The following is an 18730-nucleotide window of genomic DNA, read 5'->3' as shown; positions in this document are numbered from 1 at the left end:
GAAACAACCATTTACACCTTTCTTTTGATAAGGGTTCATAAAATATTTATTAGGTTTTCTTATAGTATTTGTCCACCCCTCGGACTATCCGTGAGTATTGTGACCTCACCGCGGTCACAACTCTCGTTCGCTGTGCTAGCCTATAGGTATCCACGGAAAGTTCTGTGCCTTCATGGCGCGGTGTAGCCCCATGGAAAATAATAAAAACCAACGGGTACTCCCGTCGGCAATAGCAATTCACTCACTTACAATTACACAAAGGGTGGGTTGTCGTTATTGTTGGCAGAAGTGCCTTCACTTTACCGATAACCAACCACCTTACAACTGAACGAGAAAGATCGTGCTTCGTACGTTTTCTTCACTTCCGAAACAGCGACGGGCAGCAACGGGCTTACTTCTGAGTTTGTCTCTGATAGTCCCCCTCGCGGCATGCTCTCAGTCATCAGATCAACAGACTGCGAGCCCTGACAGCTCAGCTTCAGCAAGCTCGTCATCTTCTGCTTCAAGCGCATCTAGCGCTTCTTCCGCCCCTTCTTCTGGGACTGCTACTTCCTCTGAATCTGCACAGGCTGAAGTTCCTGCGCAGGACGAAAATTATCCCCAGGCAGAGCAACTCAAAGACGCTAAAACTGTCTCGACTGACGCGGCCGAGGTTAAAGAAGTCAACGGTCTCGTAAACTCCTATGAGCAGACCATGTCTTCTGTTCCAAGCGCGCCTGAAGGTTCAGCAGATACTGCTTCATCAGATTCCGGTCAACCCCGGCAGTTTCTTGATGAGGCAACCATGGACTCCATCAACAAGGTAGCTGTAGACAACGCCGCCGAAGAATACGCGGCATCCGCTGCCGAGTATGCCCAGAACGGTTGGCATTACGAGGGCACCAGCACGGTCGTCGGCAGCCCCAAAGTTGCCGAAGGAACCTACCAGGGCAAGCGTGCACGATTCGTCGAGGTATGTCTGGATTCCTCCCAAGTCAAGACCAAAGACAGCGCGGGTCGGGAACTCCAGAGCGGAGGCAAACGGTCTCTCAATATATATACGCTGGTCGAATCTGACGGCACGTGGAAAATAGCCCAACACGACTTCCCTAACAATCCCGATTGCTAAGCACATGGTACGTCGTACCTACAGGCATCGTAAGGCCGTTTTATCCTTCGGTGTCTGCCCGTGTTTATTCCACTCCTTCAATACGTATTCAGCATTCAACGGAGGTGCAATAAAACCATGAAATTTGCTAGAAAAGCGACTACGGCGGTAGGGCTTGCCCTGACGCTTGGACTTTCCGGGCTAGCCCCGGTAGGTCCCGTAGCCTACGCTGCTGAGGATGCGGTCGTTCACGACGGCTCCTCCAGCGACAAGGCAGCCGCTTCCTGCTATGAAGCTAAACAAGTCAACAAGGATGCAAAATCCGGTAAGTACTGGCTGTACACCCCTTCGATGTCGGCTCCACAGCAGTTCTACTGCGACCAGGAGACTAACGGCGGCGGTTGGGTTCTGATTGGTCGCGGCCGTGACGGTTGGACCGAGAACTACCACGGTCGAGGTGCTGCATCTAAGCTGTACACCAGCCCTGAGGGTGACGACGCGATGACTCCGGTACAGCTGCCCTCTACCACTGTTGATGAGCTGCTGAACGGCCAGAAGCCGCAGGATCTTGAAGATGGCGTGCGCTTCCGCCGCGCTCTGAATACTGACGGCACGGAATGGCAGAACATCACGGCGCATCGTGATCAGACCGAGCGTTGGACCTGGGCTCTGCGAAGCAACAATATCTGGTCCAATATTGACGTCAGCGCGGATAACCCCCAGTACATGCAGAGGGACCGTACCCACTTCGACAAGACTGAGGGTCATATTCAGCAAAATGGCACCTACTCGGTGCTGAACTTTGATGAGCAGCGTGAGCAGGGATGGAAGCTCGGTTTTAGCTACAGCCGTGATGTTCGTGCTAACGGAAATCGCAATGAGAGCGCAAGCAACTCATATCTGTACCGCCCGAGCGGTTCCAACGCTACTCCCTTCGCTTTCACTCAGGTGTACCTGCGCCCGAAGCTGACCCAGCAGAACATGGGTGCACAGGCTATTGGCGATAACGGTACTGCGGCAAGTAACCGCCGCGCACTGCCCAAGAGCGGTTCTATGCCATGGAAGTGGCGCACAAGCGATAAGTCCGGAACCGGTAACGTCAACGAAATGAACACCTACGTTCAGGCTATTACTCAGGTAGGCGACACTGTCTTCACCGGCGGTGACTTTGCATACCTGGAGTCTGCAGCCGGTGCTCATGTGGATCAGTCTTATCTTGCTGGTTTCAACGTCAATACTGGTGAACTGGTACAGACCTTCAAGCCGAAGTTCAATGGTCAGATTAAGTCTCTTGAGGCTCTGCCGAACAACAAGTTGGCCGTTGGTGGCGAATTCACCGAGGTTAACGGCGAAAAGGTGCCCGGTTTTGCGGTGCTTGACCCCGCAACCGGACAGCTTGACCGCGAACTGAACCTGCAGGTTGAAAACAACGTTTCCGGTTCAGCTCTTTCTGTGAAGACTCTGCAAGCTCAGGGAGATTACCTGTACTTGGGCGGTACGTTTACCCATCTCAAGAGCTCAGGAACCCCCAATAAGGTTTACTCCCGTAACGCTGCTCGCGTGAAGATCTCCACCAACCAGGTTGATCGCACGTGGACCCCGCGTTTCAACGGAACAGTAAATGGTATGAGTGCATCGGCAGATAACTCCGAGGTATTTGCCGCCGGTTACTTCACCGAGATGAATGACCAACGCGCATTCCGTGTGGCACGTATCCTCGATTCCGCCAAGAAGGTCGGCACATGGGAGGTCACTCCCTCATACCTTCCGGATCCACAAACCCGCGAGAAAAGGGTGTGGGGCTTCCACTTTGACGTTCAGGATGCTGGCAGCTCCGTATGGCTTGGCGGTACTGAGCACATGATTTCTCAGTACACTAAGAACGAACCAATGACCCGTTTGAGCTCTAGTATTACCCGCAACGGCGGTGATTTCCAGGATCTGCATCTCAACGGTAATAACATCTACGGCGCCTGCCACTGTGGTGACTTCCTGTACCAGGGCAGCGGCACCCACGACTACGCATGGCGTGGTTCTACCGTGACCGACAGCATCCGTTTGGTTGCTGCGTTCGATAAGGACAGCGGTAAAACTCTCCCCGAGTTCGCTCCTACTCTTAAGGGTAAGAGTGGTCACGGCATCTGGGAATCCTTCGTGGACTCCAATGGTGTACTGTGGGTTGGCGGCGATTTGAACCGCTCCCTAGGTGAAAATGGTGTACAGCAGGAATCTGTTGGCTTCGTACGCTACGCACCACGCGATGTTACTCCCCCGCCTGCTCCGAGTAACCTGACTGTTACTCAATCCGGTGATAACGATCAGCTGAACTGGAGCGCATCTGGCGAGGCGGGTGCACGTTACCATGTGCTCCGTAACGATCGCGTGATTGCTACTGTGAACGGCACCAGCTACAGGGTAAAGCACACCGACAACGCTCGTTACTTCGTGCGTGCGGCTGATGCAAACGGTAACTACTCTGCTTCTACTTCGGTTGCTGTATCTGGCAAGAAGGCTGAGCAACCTAAGCAGGAGAACCCCAAGCAGGAGAATCCGCAGCCTCAGCCGGAAAACCCTAAGCAGGACGATCCTAAGCAAGAGGACCCCAAGCAGGAAGATCCTAAGCAAGAGCAGCCTAAGCAGGAAGATCCTAAGCAGGAACAGCCTAAGCAGGAGAACCCGAAGCAGGAACAGCCTAAGCAGGAAGATCCTAAGCAGGAGCAGCCTAAACAGGAAGATCCCAAGCAGGATGACAATAAGAATATTGTCAATCCTCAGCCGGAGAACCCCATCCAGGACGATCCCAAGCAGGAGCAGCCTAAACAGGAAGATCCTAAACAGGATGAACAGCCTCAGCCGGAAAACCCTGCGACAGACGATCAGGTTCAGCCCGCTGATCCCAACGATGATCTGAAACCGAACGAGCCTAAGCAGCAGGAGAACCCGAAGCAGGAGAACCCGAAGCAGGAGCAGCCCAAGCAGGAAGATCCTAAACAGGACAACCCCAAGCAAGAGCAGCCCAAGCAAGAGGCTCCCAAACAGGAGCAGAAGCCCCAGGGCGATCAGGTACTCGTCGATAGCGGTTCTTCATGGGTCTACCGTGTAGGCAGCGACCGCGCCGAAAGCGAATGGAAAACTCGTTCATGGCTCGGCGGCGCATGGTCTCGCGGTAAGGCTCCCCTGGGTGCTGGCTCGGTGAACGTTGAGACCGAGGTGAATACCTTCTTTGGTACTCCGATGAGCATCTACGCCCGTAAGGACGTTACCCTCACGAAGGAACAGGCTCAGCAGTATCTGAAGCTCACCACCTACGCAGATGACGGTACTGTGGTTTATGTCAACGGCAAGGAAGTTGCTCGTAAGAACATGCCGCAGGGTCGTATCTCGGCTAATACCCCCGCAACCCAGCGTCCGGAAAGCCAGAACGCTCAGCTGTTCTCAGTTGACGTTCCTGCTGAGTACCTGCGCGAAGGTCGCAACGCAATCGCCGTTGAGGTTCACGCTAACTCGCACTGGAGCAACAACATCAGCTTCGATATGCAGGTTATTTCCACCGCGCAGCACCAGAACCCCCTTCCTGAAGTACAGAATCAGGAGGATAACGGTCAGCAGCACCGCCCTCAGGTCTGGTACTGGTACTACCCGGAGTACTACGGCAACTATGGTAACGGTGACTACTACGGTCGTCGTAACCAACGCGTAGCCTATAACTACGATCACCGTGGTTTTGGTTACATGGGTGGCTTCGGTTATGCTCACGGATTCTTCGGTCGTGCATTCTACGACTACGGATTCGGTTGGTAATCACCTAGCCCCTGTGTAGGGACTGCATAAACGCTCCTGTAGCTGGATTTAGTATTCGGCTACGGGGGCGTTTTTCAGCGCGATACCGTCTTCAATGTTTGACTAAGAGTCAGCAAAATAAGGCGCGCCTGGCAAAGTCCTACTTTTTAGAGCATTTTATTTCTATAATCTTTATGACTTACTTTTTGCTCGGACACTCGGTTTTAGATCGCATGTCTTCCGGCGGGCTTAGGTAACAGCAAACGTCGTCATCACCCGCGGCACCACCTCAAACTTTGATCACCGATTAGGATTCTTCACATGGGTCACATCACTACGCCAAGCACAGCAAAACGCCCCGGCTTTTCGGATACTCTGAGAGCGCTTGAGCAGGCGCAAAAACCAGGTATTGGAGTTCCCGCATACACCCGATGGGTAAACCGCAGGATTGCACGCTATTTTGCTGCTGCCGCTGTCTCCCTCGGTATTACGCCCAACGGCGTTACGGCGGTCAGCGCTGCTGTCTCGGCGGCAGGTGTTATCGTTCTTCTAACCGCTCCCCCAACAATCCTGACAGGCGTTATCGTTGCGCTTCTGTTTGCCCTCGGTTACGGGCTTGATTCGGCGGACGGGCAGGTAGCCCGCGTGACCGGCGCATCCTCACCAGCAGGAGAATGGCTTGACCATGTAGTAGATTCCATGCGAGTACCCACCGTACACCTAGCAACGCTGGTAGGTTTCATCCGTTTTCCCGAATACTTCTCTGTATCACATACCGCCGATGGTTTTCCCGGTGGCTGGATTCTTTGGGTACTGCCCATGGCATTCACAGTACTCACCGCCGGACATTTTATGAGTCAGATTCTCGCTGAGCAGCTGCGCAAAAACCGTAAAACTGCGGCACCTTCGACCGGGGGTAACCTCCGTTCCTTCATCAATCTGCATATGGACGCCGGTACGCTCTGCTGGATCTACATTTTTTGGGGTTTTGGCGTGATCTTCGTCTTCGTCTATGCGCTTCTTTTCTTGGCAAACGCGGCGACCGTTTTGCTGTCTATGCACCGTAAATACGTCACGCTTGCAACCCCCGCATCGTCCCCCTCGCAGGAGGCATAACCGTGAAGTTTGAATCTTCAGCTCCCGCCGTAAGCGCCGTGATCGCAACTAACGGTAAACGTCCCGAAACTCTGCGCACTGCGGTACGCTCTATTCTCGATCAAGATTATGCGGGGTTTATCGAGGTTGTCGTGGTGTATGACCGGGTAGAGCCCGATCTGCTGGAAGACGTGCAGGTTCCGGAAAATCGGAAGCTCATTACGATAGCAAACACACGCACGGGCGGTCTTGCGGGTGGTCGTAACAGCGGGATTCTTGCCGCCATTGGAGAAATTATTGGCTTCTGTGACGACGACGATTATTGGATGCCCACCAAGCTGACCGAACAACTCGCACTATGGAATGCTCACCCGGAGGCGGTCGCGGTTTCTTCGGGTATCACCGTTCGCTCGGGTGGGCGTGATATTGGGCGGCTGGCGCCTAAGCGTGCATCCTTCGATGACTTTCTGCTCTCACGCATTACGGAAATTCATCCTTCCGCTATGCTCTATGCGAGGCAAGACCTTGTGACCGACCATCTCGGTTTAGTCGATGAGGAGCTGCCAGCTTCCTACGGCGAAGACTACGATTTACTCTTACGAGCAACCCGCTACGGCGACGTTTTTTCAGTGCAGAAACCGCTTATTCTGGTGCTGTGGGATCGTCCCTCATTTTTTGCCGGTAAGTGGCAGGCTATGGCGGACGGGCTTACCTATATACTGCAAAAATTCCCCGAATTTGAGCGTAGCCCGCGTGGACTGGCACGTATTGCCGGGCAGATAGCTTTTGTGCATGCGGCGCTCGGTCACCGTGATCTTGCTCGTTCCTACGCCCGCTCGGCCCTTAAACGCGATAAAAAGCAATTACGTGCCTGGGCGGCATACGTGGTAGCACTGGGGATTGTGAAACCTCAGCTGCTTCTTGATCTCGTTCAGAAGACAGGAAGAGGTCTGTAATGTCTACTGCTCTAGCTCTTCCAACCCTCGGTGCTTCAAGGAAGCTCGCGTCTACACCCGCGGCGGGCGGTGCATCCGCACAGGCACCCCGTAAACGTCTTCCTGCGTGGCCTCTTCTCACCCTGTTCTACGGGTTCCCGGCATTCTGGGCGTTGGGGCTGCTTCAGATCGTGCCGCTAGTGCTTTCGGTAACGATGGTCATTTACTTGACTATCCGCGGCGGCGTGCGAGTGCCCCGCTCGCTCTGGATATGGGCTGCGTTCATCTTCTGGGTGATTGTCTGTACCGTCTCGTTAGAAGATGTGACAGACTATATCGCCTGGACGCTGCGCTTCGTCAATATTCTCAACGCGGGCGTGTATGCGCTCTACTATTTCAACGCTAAAGAAAGCATCTCGATCAATCAGCTCTTGGGCAGTTTAACTGCTTTGTGGGTTACGGTTGTCGTACTCGGATGGGGCGGCGTGCTCTTCCCGGAAGTGCGCGTTCAAACACCAATGAGCTACGTCGTGCCACAGAGTTTCATGTCGAACTCTTTGGTGAAAGACTATATGCTCCCACCCTTCGCGGAGGTTCAAAACCCCTGGGGAGCGCCCGAACCCTACGTGCGCCCCGCCGCGCCTTTCCCCTACGCCAATAGCTGGGGTCTTGCCTTTACCGTGCTTACGCCCGTGATGTTCGCATTCTTTGCTCGCACACGCTCGTGGCTTCTGCGCATCTTTTTGGCGATCGTCCTCGGAGCATCGGTCGTGCCGCTCGTTGCGACCAGTAACCGCGGTATGTTCATTGGTCTGGGTTTTGCGACTGCATACGTCATTATTCGCCTGATTATTGGTCGCTATTGGGGCCTGGTAACGGCGGCCGGGGTGATGGTTGTCGGGGTGGTGACCGCGTTAATTGCCTCCGGCACGGTGGCAGCTATTTTGGGTCGTCAGCAATATTCTGACTCGACCGGCGGTCGCGCGGCGCTGTACCGCTCAACCTGGGCAGCGTCCTTAGAGTCTCCCATTGTGGGGTATGGAACTCCCCGTATGGAATTGAGCGTGGGTGTTTCGATGGGTACTCAGGGGTATCTATGGACTCTAATGTTCTGTTTCGGATTTGTGGGTCTTGCTATATATGCCCTCTTTATTCTCAGTATTTTGGGTGAAGGGTTGAAGGTGCGCACCCCCGCCGGATTCTGGTTGCATTCTATTCCGGTCTGCAGCTGTGTTGTCATTATTTTCTATAGCTTCGATGTGGCACAGCTCAGCGTTCTTCTGCTCAGCGCCATGGCTTGCATTCGTGCACGATATTACAGAGAGGAGCTTTAATGGCACGTCATGCTTCTTTAGCGCGCAGCGGCTCGCTGGCTTCTCTCTGTGTGATGTACGGTGCCGGTATTGCGTTCGTTACAACCCTCGTGGTCTCAAACGGAATCGGCGCAGCCGGTGCCGGTGAATTCTTCCGTCTAATGGCACTCTTTGCGATCGGAACCTCGCTCTCAGTCTTCGGCGCGGATACCGGACTTGTACGTACGATGTCCGCACAGCGTGCCCTAGGACGATACTCTGCGCTCCCCCAGCTTATCCGCTTCGCTCTTTTCCCCTCGGTACTTCTTGCCGTTGTCGTAGCCCTCGCAGCGCTGGTGTACAGTTTGATCATGCCGGGAAGCGACGAATACGCCACCGCTCTACGGGTGAGCGCTCCGTTCCTGATAATTGCCGCCGCCATGACGGTGGGGTTCGGAGCATTACGCGGTCTAAACCAGGTAGTGACATTCACCCTCCTGCAGAACGTAGTGCTCCCGACTCTCCGTCTAGCGGGTGTAGCTCTTGCGGTGATTCTTGCGGGTTCTCTGATGGGCTTAGTGTGGGCATGGACTATTCCGGTGATTATCACCACGGCGGTCACTGCATACCTGCTCAACCGCCCTCTTCCCGAAGAAATGAGCCAGGACGCGCCGCCCACCACGAACGAGCACCAGGACGCCCCGGAAGAAACGCTGCGTTCTTTTTGGATGTTCTCATCTGCCCGCGGCGTTGCCGCCATTGTCGAGACCGCACTCGAATGGATTGATGTGCTGGTTATCGCAGCATTCCTCGGACCGGCCGCAGGCGGTGTCTACGGCGCGGTAAACCGGTGTGTGCGTGTTGGCACTATGGTCGAACACACCGGGCGCATCGTGACTGGACCATCGATCAGCGCGGCTCTGGCAACCCAAAACTTGGTTCGTGCCCGTGAAATCTTCCTTGCGACCACCCGCGTGCTCACCGCCCTAGCCTGGCCTTTCTACCTTTCACTTGCTTTCTTCGGCCCGGTTTTGCTGCGTTTCTTTGGTAAAGGTTTCGAGTCTGGCGCCGGTATTCTCTGGGTTATCTGCCCGGCGGCGATGCTCGCGATGAGTGCGGGTGGCGTGCAATCGGTTCTGCTTATGAGCGGTAAAAGCCGTTGGCAGCTTCTCAATAAGCTCTCCGCTCTGGTTCTGGCGATTATCTTGAACCTTACCTTGGTTCCGTTATGGGGGCTCTATGGTGCCGTCACCGCTTGGGCGGCGGCACTGCTGATTGATACGTTCTTGGCAAGCTACCAGGTTTTCAAGCTGGTGGGTATTCGCGCTACTGTCAAGGAAATGGCTCCGGCGCTCATCCTTGGCGGTGTGGTACCGACTGTATGCGCCCTTATTCCGCTCGCGATTCTGGGGCAAAGCCTAGTAGCTCTGGTGCTGTACCTGGTTCTTCTGGTTCCAAGCTACGGTTACCTGCTGAAGCGCTTCCGCAAGCCGTTGGGCGTTGAACGTTTCCTCTCGGCACGCAAGAAGCCCGCAACTGCGGAAGAAGTTGTTGCAGCCCAGACCCCGGAAAACGCGCCTACCACGGTGATGGCGATCGTTCGCTCCCCCAGCAAGTTTTCGGCGGTGCGTGCCGCTATTGCTCAGGGGCGACGTGAAGCGTTCCCGCAGTACACCGATTCCGGTGCCGATGCACAGCGCTTGAATGATGCGCTTGCCCACGGAGCAACGATGGTTCAGCTCGTCGGGGTTTCCCCGCAGCATCCTCAGCGCTCTTCCAGCATTGCTTCCGCCGTTACTGCGGCGCTTTCAAAAACACCACCGGCGCAGTCTTCGGATGCGCAATCTCAGCAACATACCGCAGCTGAGACACATCTGTCAGCTACACCTCCCGCCGAGGGAACGGCGGTTCACCACGAACAACTTCACGAGAAGGGACAAACTCCGCACATGGGGAGAGAACAAGAGTCTGCGCCGCAGGCTAACGCATCGTCGCAGGATCACAGCAACCCCCAGACGGGGAAAACACCGCATATCGAAAAATCGCCAACCGTACCAATATTCCTGGGTGCGGCGGCTGGTGATGAGCCGGGTTCACCCGATTCTGCGGTTGGTACCCTCAGAAATGCTCTGCCGCAGGATTCTGCACAGCCTGAAGCCGATAAATCTTCCGAGCCAGCTCGACCCGTGCAAGCCGTGAAGAAGCCGAGGCTTCCTGCGATTGCACAGGCTACCGCGAATGGTGCCCCGGATACGCCCACGGGCATGATACCCGCGCAGCCCGCCGCTAAGACTCAGGCGACACCAACGGAAAGCACAGACGCCGAAGCCCCGGCGAAGTCTTCCGAAGATACGACGGACTCTCACAACACAACACCGATCACGAACCACGAACGACCCAGGATTATCGTTCAGAAAGAGAACACCATGGAAAATTCGAGCACTTCCGAGAAACAGCCTTCGGCATCTTTGCTTGAGCAGGTTCAGCGAGTATGGCGCCATAAGCTCATTGTTCTTATTCCGATCGTGGTGATGGCGATTCTTGCGGGAACCTACGGTGTGATTTCGCCTGCATCATACGCCGCGAAATCAACTGTGGTGGTTTATCCGCTCGTGAACGACCTTTCTGGAACCGGCAGCGCGAACTCCTTGAAGGTCGATATTAACACCGAGTCCCGTGCGGCAAGTTCCCGCCAGGTTGCCGGGCGTGCCATTACCAAGGCTCAGGCTAACCAAGAGGGCCCCAACTACCAGGCGATGGACGTTGATAAGCTCATGGCTGCCACAAAGGTAACGGGTACTTCGCAGTCGGCCGTTTTGGATATTGAGGTGACTCTGCCTAACGCCCAGCAAGCGGCTGACTACGCAAATGCCGTGGCTGAAGCCTATCTGGAGGTGCGCAGTGAAGGCCTCAAGGCTAATGTGGAGAACCGGCGCAAGAAGCTCAATGAGAAGATTGACGAAGCACAAAATAGCAATACCATCCCAGCTTCCGAACTTACTCAGCTTCGTGAACGCCTTTCTCAGCTTGAGCTGATTTCTCAGGAGGGCGGTCGTGTTGTATCCTCGGCTCAGGTTCCAAAGAGCCAGAAGGGTCTCTCCCCCATGGTTCTGATGGTCGTTGGCGGTGCCTTCGGTCTGCTGGTGGGTATTGCTGCGGCATACATTTATGACCGTTCGATGCGTACCTTAGGTTACGCTGGTCGTCTCAAGGAAATGGGTATCGATTCGCATGAGCTCAAGCCGAACGACACCGAAGGAGCGCTTTTGCTGCTGCACCGTGTAGGCGCTACGGATGGTGACCTCAAGAAAGCCGGTTATGCCGGTATTACCCTCAGTTCTGCATCCGGCAAACTCGCTTACCGTATGTACCAGGCTCTCTACACCGCGCTGCCAAGCGATCAGGTGCGTTTTATCGACTACAAGTCGCTCAAAGACAGTCACTCGCTGCAGAACCCCGAGAAGTATGTTGCAGGTAATTCCATTCCCGTTGTGGTTGATTTGGGGAACTCCGCTACGCTTCCGCAGGTTGTGCGCTTCAGCAATGCCACTCGTTTGTGCCTGATTCCGGTGAACAAAGATACTAACCGGGCAAAGCTGCGCGAGCTCTTCTCGTACCTGCAGACTCTTGAAAATACCGTGAGCATCGCAGTATTTATGGAACCGCAGAAAGAGGGATAAACGATGGCTAACTCGTTGGATAAGTCCGCAAAGTTACTTCTCGTCTCTAGCAGCGGCGGGCATTTGAAGCATCTGACCGAGACCGCTTCTGCATGGGAAAACTACGAGCGAGTGTGGGTGAGTTTCAAACAGCCCGATGTTCAGGCGGCGCTTGAGAACGAGCGTGTACATTGGGCCTACTACCCTACGACCCGCAATATTAAGAACGCTATTCGGAATTTCTTCTTGGCTCTGAAGGTTATTCCTCAGGAGAAACCGCAGGCCGTAGTTTCTGCGGGGGCTGGGGTTGCGGTTCCGTTCTTCGTAGCGGCGAAGCTGTTTCGGGTCAAGACCATGTACATTGAGTGTTATGACCGCCCAACACTGCCGACGATGACGGGAAAAATGCTCTATATTCTGGCCGATAGCTTTAACGTTCAGAATGAGGAACAGCAGAAGAATTTTCCGGATTCGACGATTCTGCACCCGATTTTCTAGGGCGCAGCACCGCATTATATGCGCGGGCGTGGGATTAATAATTTTCACCGCTTTCATGACCGTGAAGTTTTACTTTAATCCTGCGTCTGCGCGTATATACTTAATACATAACAAACTGATAACAACATCTGCGGGCGAGCATTACCTTCGACTAACCACCGGAGTCAATCGCAGAAACTCTTCCGATTTACCAACCACTCGGGGTTAGCTGGCCTACTTCCACTCTTTAGGCTGACCGATTCCGCACTCACCGATTAGAGTTAGGATCAGACATATATGTCTATTCAGAACGTGCCCCATACTGCGGGGCATAGCATTATTCTCGATCCGGCGAGCTTCACTCTCGCCCAGGCTCCCTCACGTCTTCCGGCGGATACTTATGATCTTGTGGTTTCTCTCGGAACCGACTATCACACCTTTGATCGGCTGCTACGGTGGGTCAAGGCTTATTTGGCGGAGAACCCTCAGATACGGTGCCTCATTCAGCACGGCCATACCTCCCCCATTGAAGGGGCAGATAACGTTAAACTTCTGCCCGCAGGCACCCTCAAACGCCTATATGCCAAGGCGCAGGTTGTACTGGTTCAGGGTGGCCCGGGGTCTATTCAAGATGCGCGTGCCACCGGCGCTATCCCCCTCGTTGTACCGCGCCGCGTTGAGTTTGATGAAGTTGTCGATAACCACCAGGTCCCTTTCGTTACCATGATGGAGAAGCAAGGCGGCGCCGTTATCGTTGAGAGCCGCGCAGACCTGTTCGACAAGCTTACTCTAGCCTTTGAAAATCCCTCACTTTTTCATGCGGCAAAGCCCTATGTGGCGAACCCAAGTATCGCAGCGGAACAGCTGGCGCAGGGGCTCGATAACCTGCTTTCGGGGAAGACTCGCCGTGCTGAGGGATACATAGCCCGTTTCAAGCAGGCAGCACGTGCCCACGCTGCGGGTAAACAAGAAATGGCTCGAATTAACGCTATTACACCCAGCGAGTAGAATCTAAGTAGCTATCGGCGATATAGTGCACATGTATCCGCCGAGTTTTCAGACGTAAGGCTACACCGGAGCATCCGCCGCTATATGAGGCAGAAGACCGCACATATGCGCGGGTGCTCCACTCAAGTTGTGCAGCCACGAAGGCTGTTACCTGTTAGGTACGAAAGCCTCGGAGCGCTTATCTTCCGGATAGGATACCCGGGGCTTCGCACGCGCCATGGAAGGAAAAGATAAAATATGGCAGTTCAAGAGTCCAACGACGTCAACGTATCAGTTGAGCAGATCGCTGCAGCATACGCCAGCGAAGATTTCGCACGCTTTGTATGCAACGAGGTTGGTGTTAATTTCGTCAGCTTCAACCTTGACGGTGACCCCGCCGGTGAGTACACCATCACCACAGAGCGCACCATCCCCGCAGACCGCGTGCCGGATATTGCGAAGAAGTTCGTCTCTAACGGTGTGGGTATGACCCAGACCGATAAGGTGAGCGCACCCGCTGCCGACGGCACCCGCACCGTGAACACCGAGGTTAAGGTTAGCGGTATGCCTGTAAGCGCGCAGGCTACCCAGACCCTCACTCCTGTGAGCGACAGCCAGGCACGTGTGGACGTCAATGGTGAGGTCTCCTGCTCGATTCCGCTGGTGGGCAAGAAGATTGCTGCCGCTGCCGAACCTCAGGTTGGTCGCGTGCTCAAGGTTCTTGGTACCTCGGCTGAGAAGTGGACCGCTCAGCAGGGTTAATTACTGGTCTGCTAGTCTACCTGCTAAAAAGGCTCTTTATGTGAATGAAGCGGCGAAAAACCCGCTTCACTCACATAAAGAGCCTTTTTATGTTGGGTACTGAATACTAACGACCGATGGGGCTTTAGGATGCTTCGGCTTCTGCCGCTCCCACGGGGGCCTCTGCTTTAGCGGCGACTACCGCCTCATGATAGGCACGGTCACCAAGAAGTTCGGCGAAGCGGCGCATCTCAACACGCAAGTCGTGCTCAGCTTCTAACAGATCAACAACTTTGCGGAGCTTGGTACTTGAGGTGTGCTCCGTATAGGGGAAGTAGTGGACACTCACACCGACCTCTGCGAAGCGTTTTTCGAGGGCGAGGCCCTGAGGAGTCCCCTTCCAGTCGTCGCCTTTGAAGAAGACGTTGAAGGGCTTCTGGTGCCATGTTTCGATCTTATCGGGGGTGGTTTCGATGTAGACTTCGTCCACATAGTCGATATGGCTGACGATTGCGGCACGTTCATCAATGGGGATGACGGGGCGGCGCCCCTTGGTCTGTTCAAGAACGTCGTCGTGCACGACACCGGCGATAAGGTAGTCGCAGTTTTCCTTCGCCTTGCGCAGGATTTCGAGGTGCCCGTAATGGAACAGGTCGTAGGCGCCAGCGGCGTATCCAATAATCATAAGAAACCCTCTCTTAGGGTACGTGCTTACGGCAGACGCCTGGGGCACATTCACACGGTGACTGCGCGGTTTTATACCGCACGTATAGCACCATCAGTTTACCAGCCGGAACGCCGTTCAGCTTCCGTCTGGATAACCGCAGGAACATGATAGGGACGGCAAAAAGGTGACATCCCGATGGCTATGTCGAGAAGTCACCTTCTATATGAGCTACCCTTCGGTGAGATCTCCTGCTTGCCAAGCCTGGTGATCCTGCCACGAAAAGCCAGCAATACGCTCGCCATGAGCAAATAGCTCCCATGGATCGTTCACCGCACCCGCTTGCAGGGTTAAAGTCCACGGGGAACCATCAGAAGCACGCAGTGTTATCACGGGGTTATACCCGTCTTCTGAACCGGAAACCTCAGTGATTACCGTTCCCTGAACTTGCCCCAGACTATCCGGAAAATGATTATCCTGGGGCTCCTTGGGAACAGAGCCCTCTGCCGCAGTAAGAACACCGCTACAGTTAACTTGAAGTGCCCAATCCTTCCCAGATAAAACTGCGCAGGCGTTCTCGCCCATGATCTCAACTGCATCAATGGTTAACGGGAGGTGTGAACGCATACGTTCAAGTACTGAACGGGTATCCCACCCGGCAGGTGTCTCATCCGATGGTTCCAACGGGGCTGTGCCATCAGAAGGAACATACCCAAAATAGTGGCGTGCCTCGGCAAAACTATGAGGCACAATAAATTTCTTATTCTCTTCTACCTCAAACTCTGGTTTGTACCGATACACCGCCACGCTACGACCCGTGTAGAAGTTCTCATCATACGGGTTAATTCGCATAGCGTGCGCATAATCAATCAGCATATCCTCACTAAGGCGGTCAGGAATACGCGCAACCTTATATGCTTCTTCCTGCTCAAAGTTAATTGGGAGCCCCTCATGAACGAAACGCCACCGAGAACCCATCTCACGTTTAACCTCAACACATCGTCGAGCCCGTTCCGTGTGAATATCGCCGGGATTATCAGGCTGAAAAAGAACCTCAAACCGGCGACGACCCCGCACATTCACCCGAGAATCAGCATGAGAAGCTATAGGGTACCGATTCGGAACATTTGAGATCAGCACACCGGTAGTATTCAATAGTCGAGAGGTTGTGTGCACAATAGAATTTACATCGTTACTCGGCACACGATTTGTCAAAACCGAAACCCAATAATTTTCGCACTCAGTAAACACAACAGCATCACTGATACGACGCAGCGGCTCAAGGTACGACATCGCCGCAGCTAAACCGCCCGATTCAACAACCTCATACTGCATGCGATAGCCCAGCTTTTGCTGCCAGTCGATATATGCCTGGGCGATATCCTGCAGATCCGCATAAATATAGCCAAGTTCGTAGGTAGTGGGCTCATATGCACCGTTAGCTAACGTGTAGTGGGGATTCATAACACTCTATTCTGTCGGTTATCGCTACGTAAGAATTTAGGATGCGGAACGGGTAAAGGTCTTCGTCGCGGGATCATCGTATTCCCGCACAGTACGTATTTCTATCCCTCCATGTTCTGGGTCATTAGCAGCTATACGCTGTGCCTTATACTGCGCGAGCTTACTCTCTTCAGTCAGCCAGAGAACATAGTACCGTTTACCATCAAGCGTGTACTGCAACTCGGGATGGTTATACCCTACTTGGTAGCCGTAAGCACTCTGCTGAGGGGCATTAACAAGAATATCCTCAGCGCCCTGATAATGTAATTGCTCGATGATGCGCTGTAAGTCATCGTTCTGGCTTGTAACGGGGCTTATGAGTGCCATGTATTTATTCCTTCATCATGGGGCAGAGGATGTAATGATCTACATTAGCGATAGTACCGGACGGAGTTTGCAGGTGTACGAGTTTTCGTCACCAATGTGTAGGCTTTTACCTCTCGGTCTCCTGACAGCGTGCTTCTTTCCATGCTTCGTGAGCCTGCCAACTGGGGCCTTCGATAATCTGTTCCCGATTTTGCATGACACCCCACGGAGCATTTTCATCTTCGCTCAGGATGTGAATTACCCAGTCCTCACCATGAATATCGCGAACGGTAATAAGCGGATCATAGGCATCTGGTGTATCCGCTTCAACGGCAACTATCATGCCGCCTTGGAGAGCTTTAATAGGCTCTTGCTGATTCTTCGGAAACTCCTCTAGGCGATTTTTCTCTAGTGCTGGAGCGATACGCCAGTCACAATCCACATAGAGCTTAAAGGAAGAATTATCTTTATTACCCGTGAAAGAGAAATTCAAATCTCCCACGCTAACTTGTTCAACCGGTAATGGCAACAATGCCTGTAGCTCACTCAGACGTAGAGAATCAGCCTGATATTCATCTAAAGGCTCGAATTCATCAGATTTTTTAGATTCATTCTTCTGGATATCATCAAGATGTGGTTTCGATGAGTCTTCATCATCACCATAGCTATCGTAAAGATGATCAAGTTTATATTCTTTGCGAGCCTGGGCAAAAGTTAAAGGTTTTAAGAATTTTGGATCATCATGATGCCAAGACGCTTCTACATCACATACAAGTGCAGGACCAGTGTAGAAACTTGGATTATACGGGTCAATCCCTAAATGCTGTGCATACTGTAACATTAGCCCTGGAGAAAAACGGTCAGTTACTTTCCGTTTCTCATAGACATTCATATCCTCAAAACTGAAAGGTGGTTGACCTGCCGCCTGAAAATACCATTTCCGAAGCCCTTGCCGACTTAAATGTATGATACGACGCCCGGTCTTACCGCACAGTTTTTCTCCAGATCCATTATAATAACCAAAAAATATATCTCCATATGATTCCCTATAGCTATCAAGATCTTTATAATTCTTCGGTGGATAAATATTGGGAATATACCTTATTAGAACACCATCAAGAAAATATTTTTTCTCCATATTCCACATAATAGTTGTATAGTCTTGCATTTTTGGACTATTCCTTAACATGACAGTCCACCCGTTCTTACATTGGACAAAAATAATCTTAGTCTCAGCAAATTGCAAAGGCAATAAAGACTCAAATATATTATTTCCTAAAATATGAACTTTTTTACATTTTAAGGTCTTAGGAATTTCGATATTCGATACCCAATTTTTATAGCATTCAGCTACATATTGGTAATTTTCCTTAAAAAATGCTAAGTCATAAGTCACAGGCTCATATTTTCCATCTACAAGCCTGTACCGATCAGTATTTTCAGTCATGACAATTCACACCTTTCCGTACACTAGCTATTTTTTATACGAATCAACAATACGTAGCTCAATACCGCCATGGTTAGGATCATTGGCTGCAATGCGTTCTGCATGCTCAATTTCACGTCCCGAAGTAGTACGATCCCATTCAACATAGTACCGTTTACCATCTTTGGTAATTTGAAGATCTGCACGATTCGTCATATCGTCTATTCAGAAGATACAACTAACCCTCAGTATCTGCTGGGTCAATTGTTATACCCCGCCAACTCCTAATAGTATCTTCCTTATTTTTAACATACAAAGGATGCTCAGCCCCAGGATCCTCTTCATCGAAATCAGGCACCACAACCGCCCGACCCTCAAAAAACTCCAACACCTGATCAAGATGCTCTAGAGACACCTCCATACCATAAAGGATATTCGCAGGATCATACTCCCCATCCTCATCCTCCGAATACCGGTACCTCAACTCAGTATCCACAGTCTGCAACAGCTGTGCAGCCCACTTCGCCATATAATAATGAGGATCATGAGGACTCTGGAATAGCGCATCATAATTCTTCAAAACAAAAAAGAACCCCTGACTCAAATCCAACCAATGCAAATCCTCAAGATACTCATGAATCCAATCATCCGGCAACCGAGGAACCTCATACGGAAACTCAATAGCCTCAAAAACCATCACAGCAGCCTCCGCAGACCCCGAAGACTCCAATAACTTTTCACTGGAGAACTCAATAATCTTCCACCCAGCCTGCCGCAA

15 protein-coding genes are annotated in these 18730 nt (G+C 52.7%); 9 read left to right on the top strand and 6 right to left on the bottom strand.

Annotated features, from left to right (window positions below; translation table 11 throughout):
• Nucleotides 1–403 precede the first annotated feature (403 nt).
• The 9 genes from HMPREF2609_RS02275 (at nucleotide 404) to HMPREF2609_RS02230 (ending at nucleotide 14074) form a co-directional block, all read left to right on the top strand.
• Nucleotides 404–1108: an IMS domain-containing protein gene (locus HMPREF2609_RS02275; protein WP_152901578.1), complete on the top strand. Its 705-nt coding sequence runs from the start codon at nucleotides 404–406 to the stop codon at nucleotides 1106–1108.
• Nucleotides 1109–1225: 117 nt separating this feature from the next.
• Nucleotides 1226–4888 carry a fibrinogen-like YCDxxxxGGGW domain-containing protein gene (locus HMPREF2609_RS02270; protein ID WP_070534842.1) on the top strand — a complete coding sequence of 1221 codons (3663 nt, stop codon included), beginning with the start codon at nucleotides 1226–1228 and terminating at the stop codon, nucleotides 4886–4888.
• A 300-nt stretch (nucleotides 4889–5188) separates the two neighbouring features.
• Entirely contained in the window at nucleotides 5189–5983 is a 795-nt protein-coding gene (locus HMPREF2609_RS02265; protein WP_070534839.1) for a CDP-alcohol phosphatidyltransferase family protein, read from the top strand.
• Between the two features lie 2 nt (nucleotides 5984–5985).
• A complete protein-coding gene (locus HMPREF2609_RS02260; RefSeq protein WP_070534837.1) occupies nucleotides 5986–6918 on the top strand; it encodes a glycosyltransferase family 2 protein in 933 nt (310 codons plus the stop codon).
• Nucleotides 6918–8231, top strand: a complete 1314-nt coding sequence (locus tag HMPREF2609_RS02255) for an O-antigen ligase family protein (protein WP_048753460.1) — start codon at nucleotides 6918–6920, stop codon at nucleotides 8229–8231. The genes HMPREF2609_RS02260 and HMPREF2609_RS02255 overlap by 1 nt, the downstream gene beginning before the upstream one ends.
• Nucleotides 8231–11869, top strand: a complete 3639-nt coding sequence (locus tag HMPREF2609_RS10500) for an oligosaccharide flippase family protein (RefSeq protein WP_053088935.1) — start codon at nucleotides 8231–8233, stop codon at nucleotides 11867–11869. Before HMPREF2609_RS02255 ends, HMPREF2609_RS10500 begins: the two co-directional genes overlap by 1 nt.
• Nucleotides 11870–11872: 3 nt before the next feature.
• Nucleotides 11873–12346 (top strand): PssD/Cps14F family polysaccharide biosynthesis glycosyltransferase, encoded by a 474-nt coding sequence (gene pssD / locus HMPREF2609_RS02240; protein WP_070534835.1) that lies wholly within the window; start codon nucleotides 11873–11875, stop codon nucleotides 12344–12346.
• A gap of 276 nt (nucleotides 12347–12622) precedes the next feature.
• Nucleotides 12623–13333 carry a glycosyltransferase gene (locus HMPREF2609_RS02235; RefSeq protein ID WP_070534833.1) on the top strand — a complete coding sequence of 237 codons (711 nt, stop codon included), beginning with the start codon at nucleotides 12623–12625 and terminating at the stop codon, nucleotides 13331–13333.
• Nucleotides 13334–13570: 237 nt separating this feature from the next.
• Complete coding sequence (locus HMPREF2609_RS02230; protein WP_004006161.1) at nucleotides 13571–14074, top strand: DUF2505 domain-containing protein; 504 nt, start codon at nucleotides 13571–13573, stop codon at nucleotides 14072–14074.
• 124 nt (nucleotides 14075–14198) lie between these two features.
• Here the strand turns inward: HMPREF2609_RS02230 and HMPREF2609_RS02225 are convergent, their stop codons facing one another.
• The 6 genes from HMPREF2609_RS02225 to HMPREF2609_RS02205 all read right to left on the bottom strand — a co-directional run.
• On the bottom strand, nucleotides 14199–14738 hold the full coding sequence (locus HMPREF2609_RS02225; protein WP_070534831.1) for an FAD synthase family protein: 540 nt from the start codon (nucleotides 14736–14738) through the stop codon (nucleotides 14199–14201).
• Nucleotides 14739–14948: 210 nt separating this feature from the next.
• Nucleotides 14949–16181 (bottom strand): hypothetical protein, encoded by a 1233-nt coding sequence (locus tag HMPREF2609_RS02220; RefSeq protein ID WP_070534828.1) that lies wholly within the window; start codon nucleotides 16179–16181, stop codon nucleotides 14949–14951.
• A 36-nt stretch (nucleotides 16182–16217) separates the two neighbouring features.
• Nucleotides 16218–16547 (bottom strand): hypothetical protein, encoded by a 330-nt coding sequence (locus tag HMPREF2609_RS02215; RefSeq protein WP_070534826.1) that lies wholly within the window; start codon nucleotides 16545–16547, stop codon nucleotides 16218–16220.
• A 106-nt stretch (nucleotides 16548–16653) separates the two neighbouring features.
• Nucleotides 16654–17973, bottom strand: coding sequence for a hypothetical protein (locus HMPREF2609_RS02210; protein ID WP_070534824.1), 1320 nt, complete (start codon nucleotides 17971–17973; stop codon nucleotides 16654–16656).
• A 27-nt stretch (nucleotides 17974–18000) separates the two neighbouring features.
• The gene (locus HMPREF2609_RS10880; RefSeq protein ID WP_168162146.1) at nucleotides 18001–18168 is read right to left on the bottom strand and encodes a hypothetical protein; all 168 of its coding nucleotides are present in this window, start codon (nucleotides 18166–18168) and stop codon (nucleotides 18001–18003) included.
• Between the two features lie 22 nt (nucleotides 18169–18190).
• A partial coding sequence (locus HMPREF2609_RS02205; RefSeq protein ID WP_070534822.1) for a hypothetical protein occupies nucleotides 18191–18730 on the bottom strand: 540 nt, incomplete at its 5' end.

The sequence above is a fragment of the Rothia sp. HMSC058E10 genome (genome assembly GCF_001809415.1).
Classification (GTDB): Bacteria; Actinomycetota; Actinomycetes; order Actinomycetales; family Micrococcaceae; genus Rothia; species Rothia dentocariosa.
The sequence above is the reverse complement of the archived record's forward strand: the minus strand, read 5'-3'. Positions and strand labels throughout refer to the sequence as shown.

Coding starts and splice junctions, on each gene's coding strand:
- HMPREF2609_RS02225 (WP_070534831.1), bottom strand. CDS start 14,738: ATGATTATTGGATACGCCGCTGGCGCCTACGACCTGTTCCATTACGGG.
- HMPREF2609_RS02215 (WP_070534826.1), bottom strand. CDS start 16,547: ATGGCACTCATAAGCCCCGTTACAAGCCAGAACGATGACTTACAGCGC.
- HMPREF2609_RS02220 (WP_070534828.1), bottom strand. CDS start 16,181: ATGAATCCCCACTACACGTTAGCTAACGGTGCATATGAGCCCACTACC.
- HMPREF2609_RS02210 (WP_070534824.1), bottom strand. CDS start 17,973: ATGACTGAAAATACTGATCGGTACAGGCTTGTAGATGGAAAATATGAG.
- HMPREF2609_RS02265 (WP_070534839.1), top strand. CDS start 5,189: ATGGGTCACATCACTACGCCAAGCACAGCAAAACGCCCCGGCTTTTCG.
- HMPREF2609_RS10500 (WP_053088935.1), top strand. CDS start 8,231: ATGGCACGTCATGCTTCTTTAGCGCGCAGCGGCTCGCTGGCTTCTCTC.
- pssD (WP_070534835.1), top strand. CDS start 11,873: ATGGCTAACTCGTTGGATAAGTCCGCAAAGTTACTTCTCGTCTCTAGC.
- HMPREF2609_RS02255 (WP_048753460.1), top strand. CDS start 6,918: ATGTCTACTGCTCTAGCTCTTCCAACCCTCGGTGCTTCAAGGAAGCTC.
- HMPREF2609_RS02270 (WP_070534842.1), top strand. CDS start 1,226: ATGAAATTTGCTAGAAAAGCGACTACGGCGGTAGGGCTTGCCCTGACG.
- HMPREF2609_RS10880 (WP_168162146.1), bottom strand. CDS start 18,168: ATGACGAATCGTGCAGATCTTCAAATTACCAAAGATGGTAAACGGTAC.
- HMPREF2609_RS02235 (WP_070534833.1), top strand. CDS start 12,623: ATGTCTATTCAGAACGTGCCCCATACTGCGGGGCATAGCATTATTCTC.
- HMPREF2609_RS02230 (WP_004006161.1), top strand. CDS start 13,571: ATGGCAGTTCAAGAGTCCAACGACGTCAACGTATCAGTTGAGCAGATC.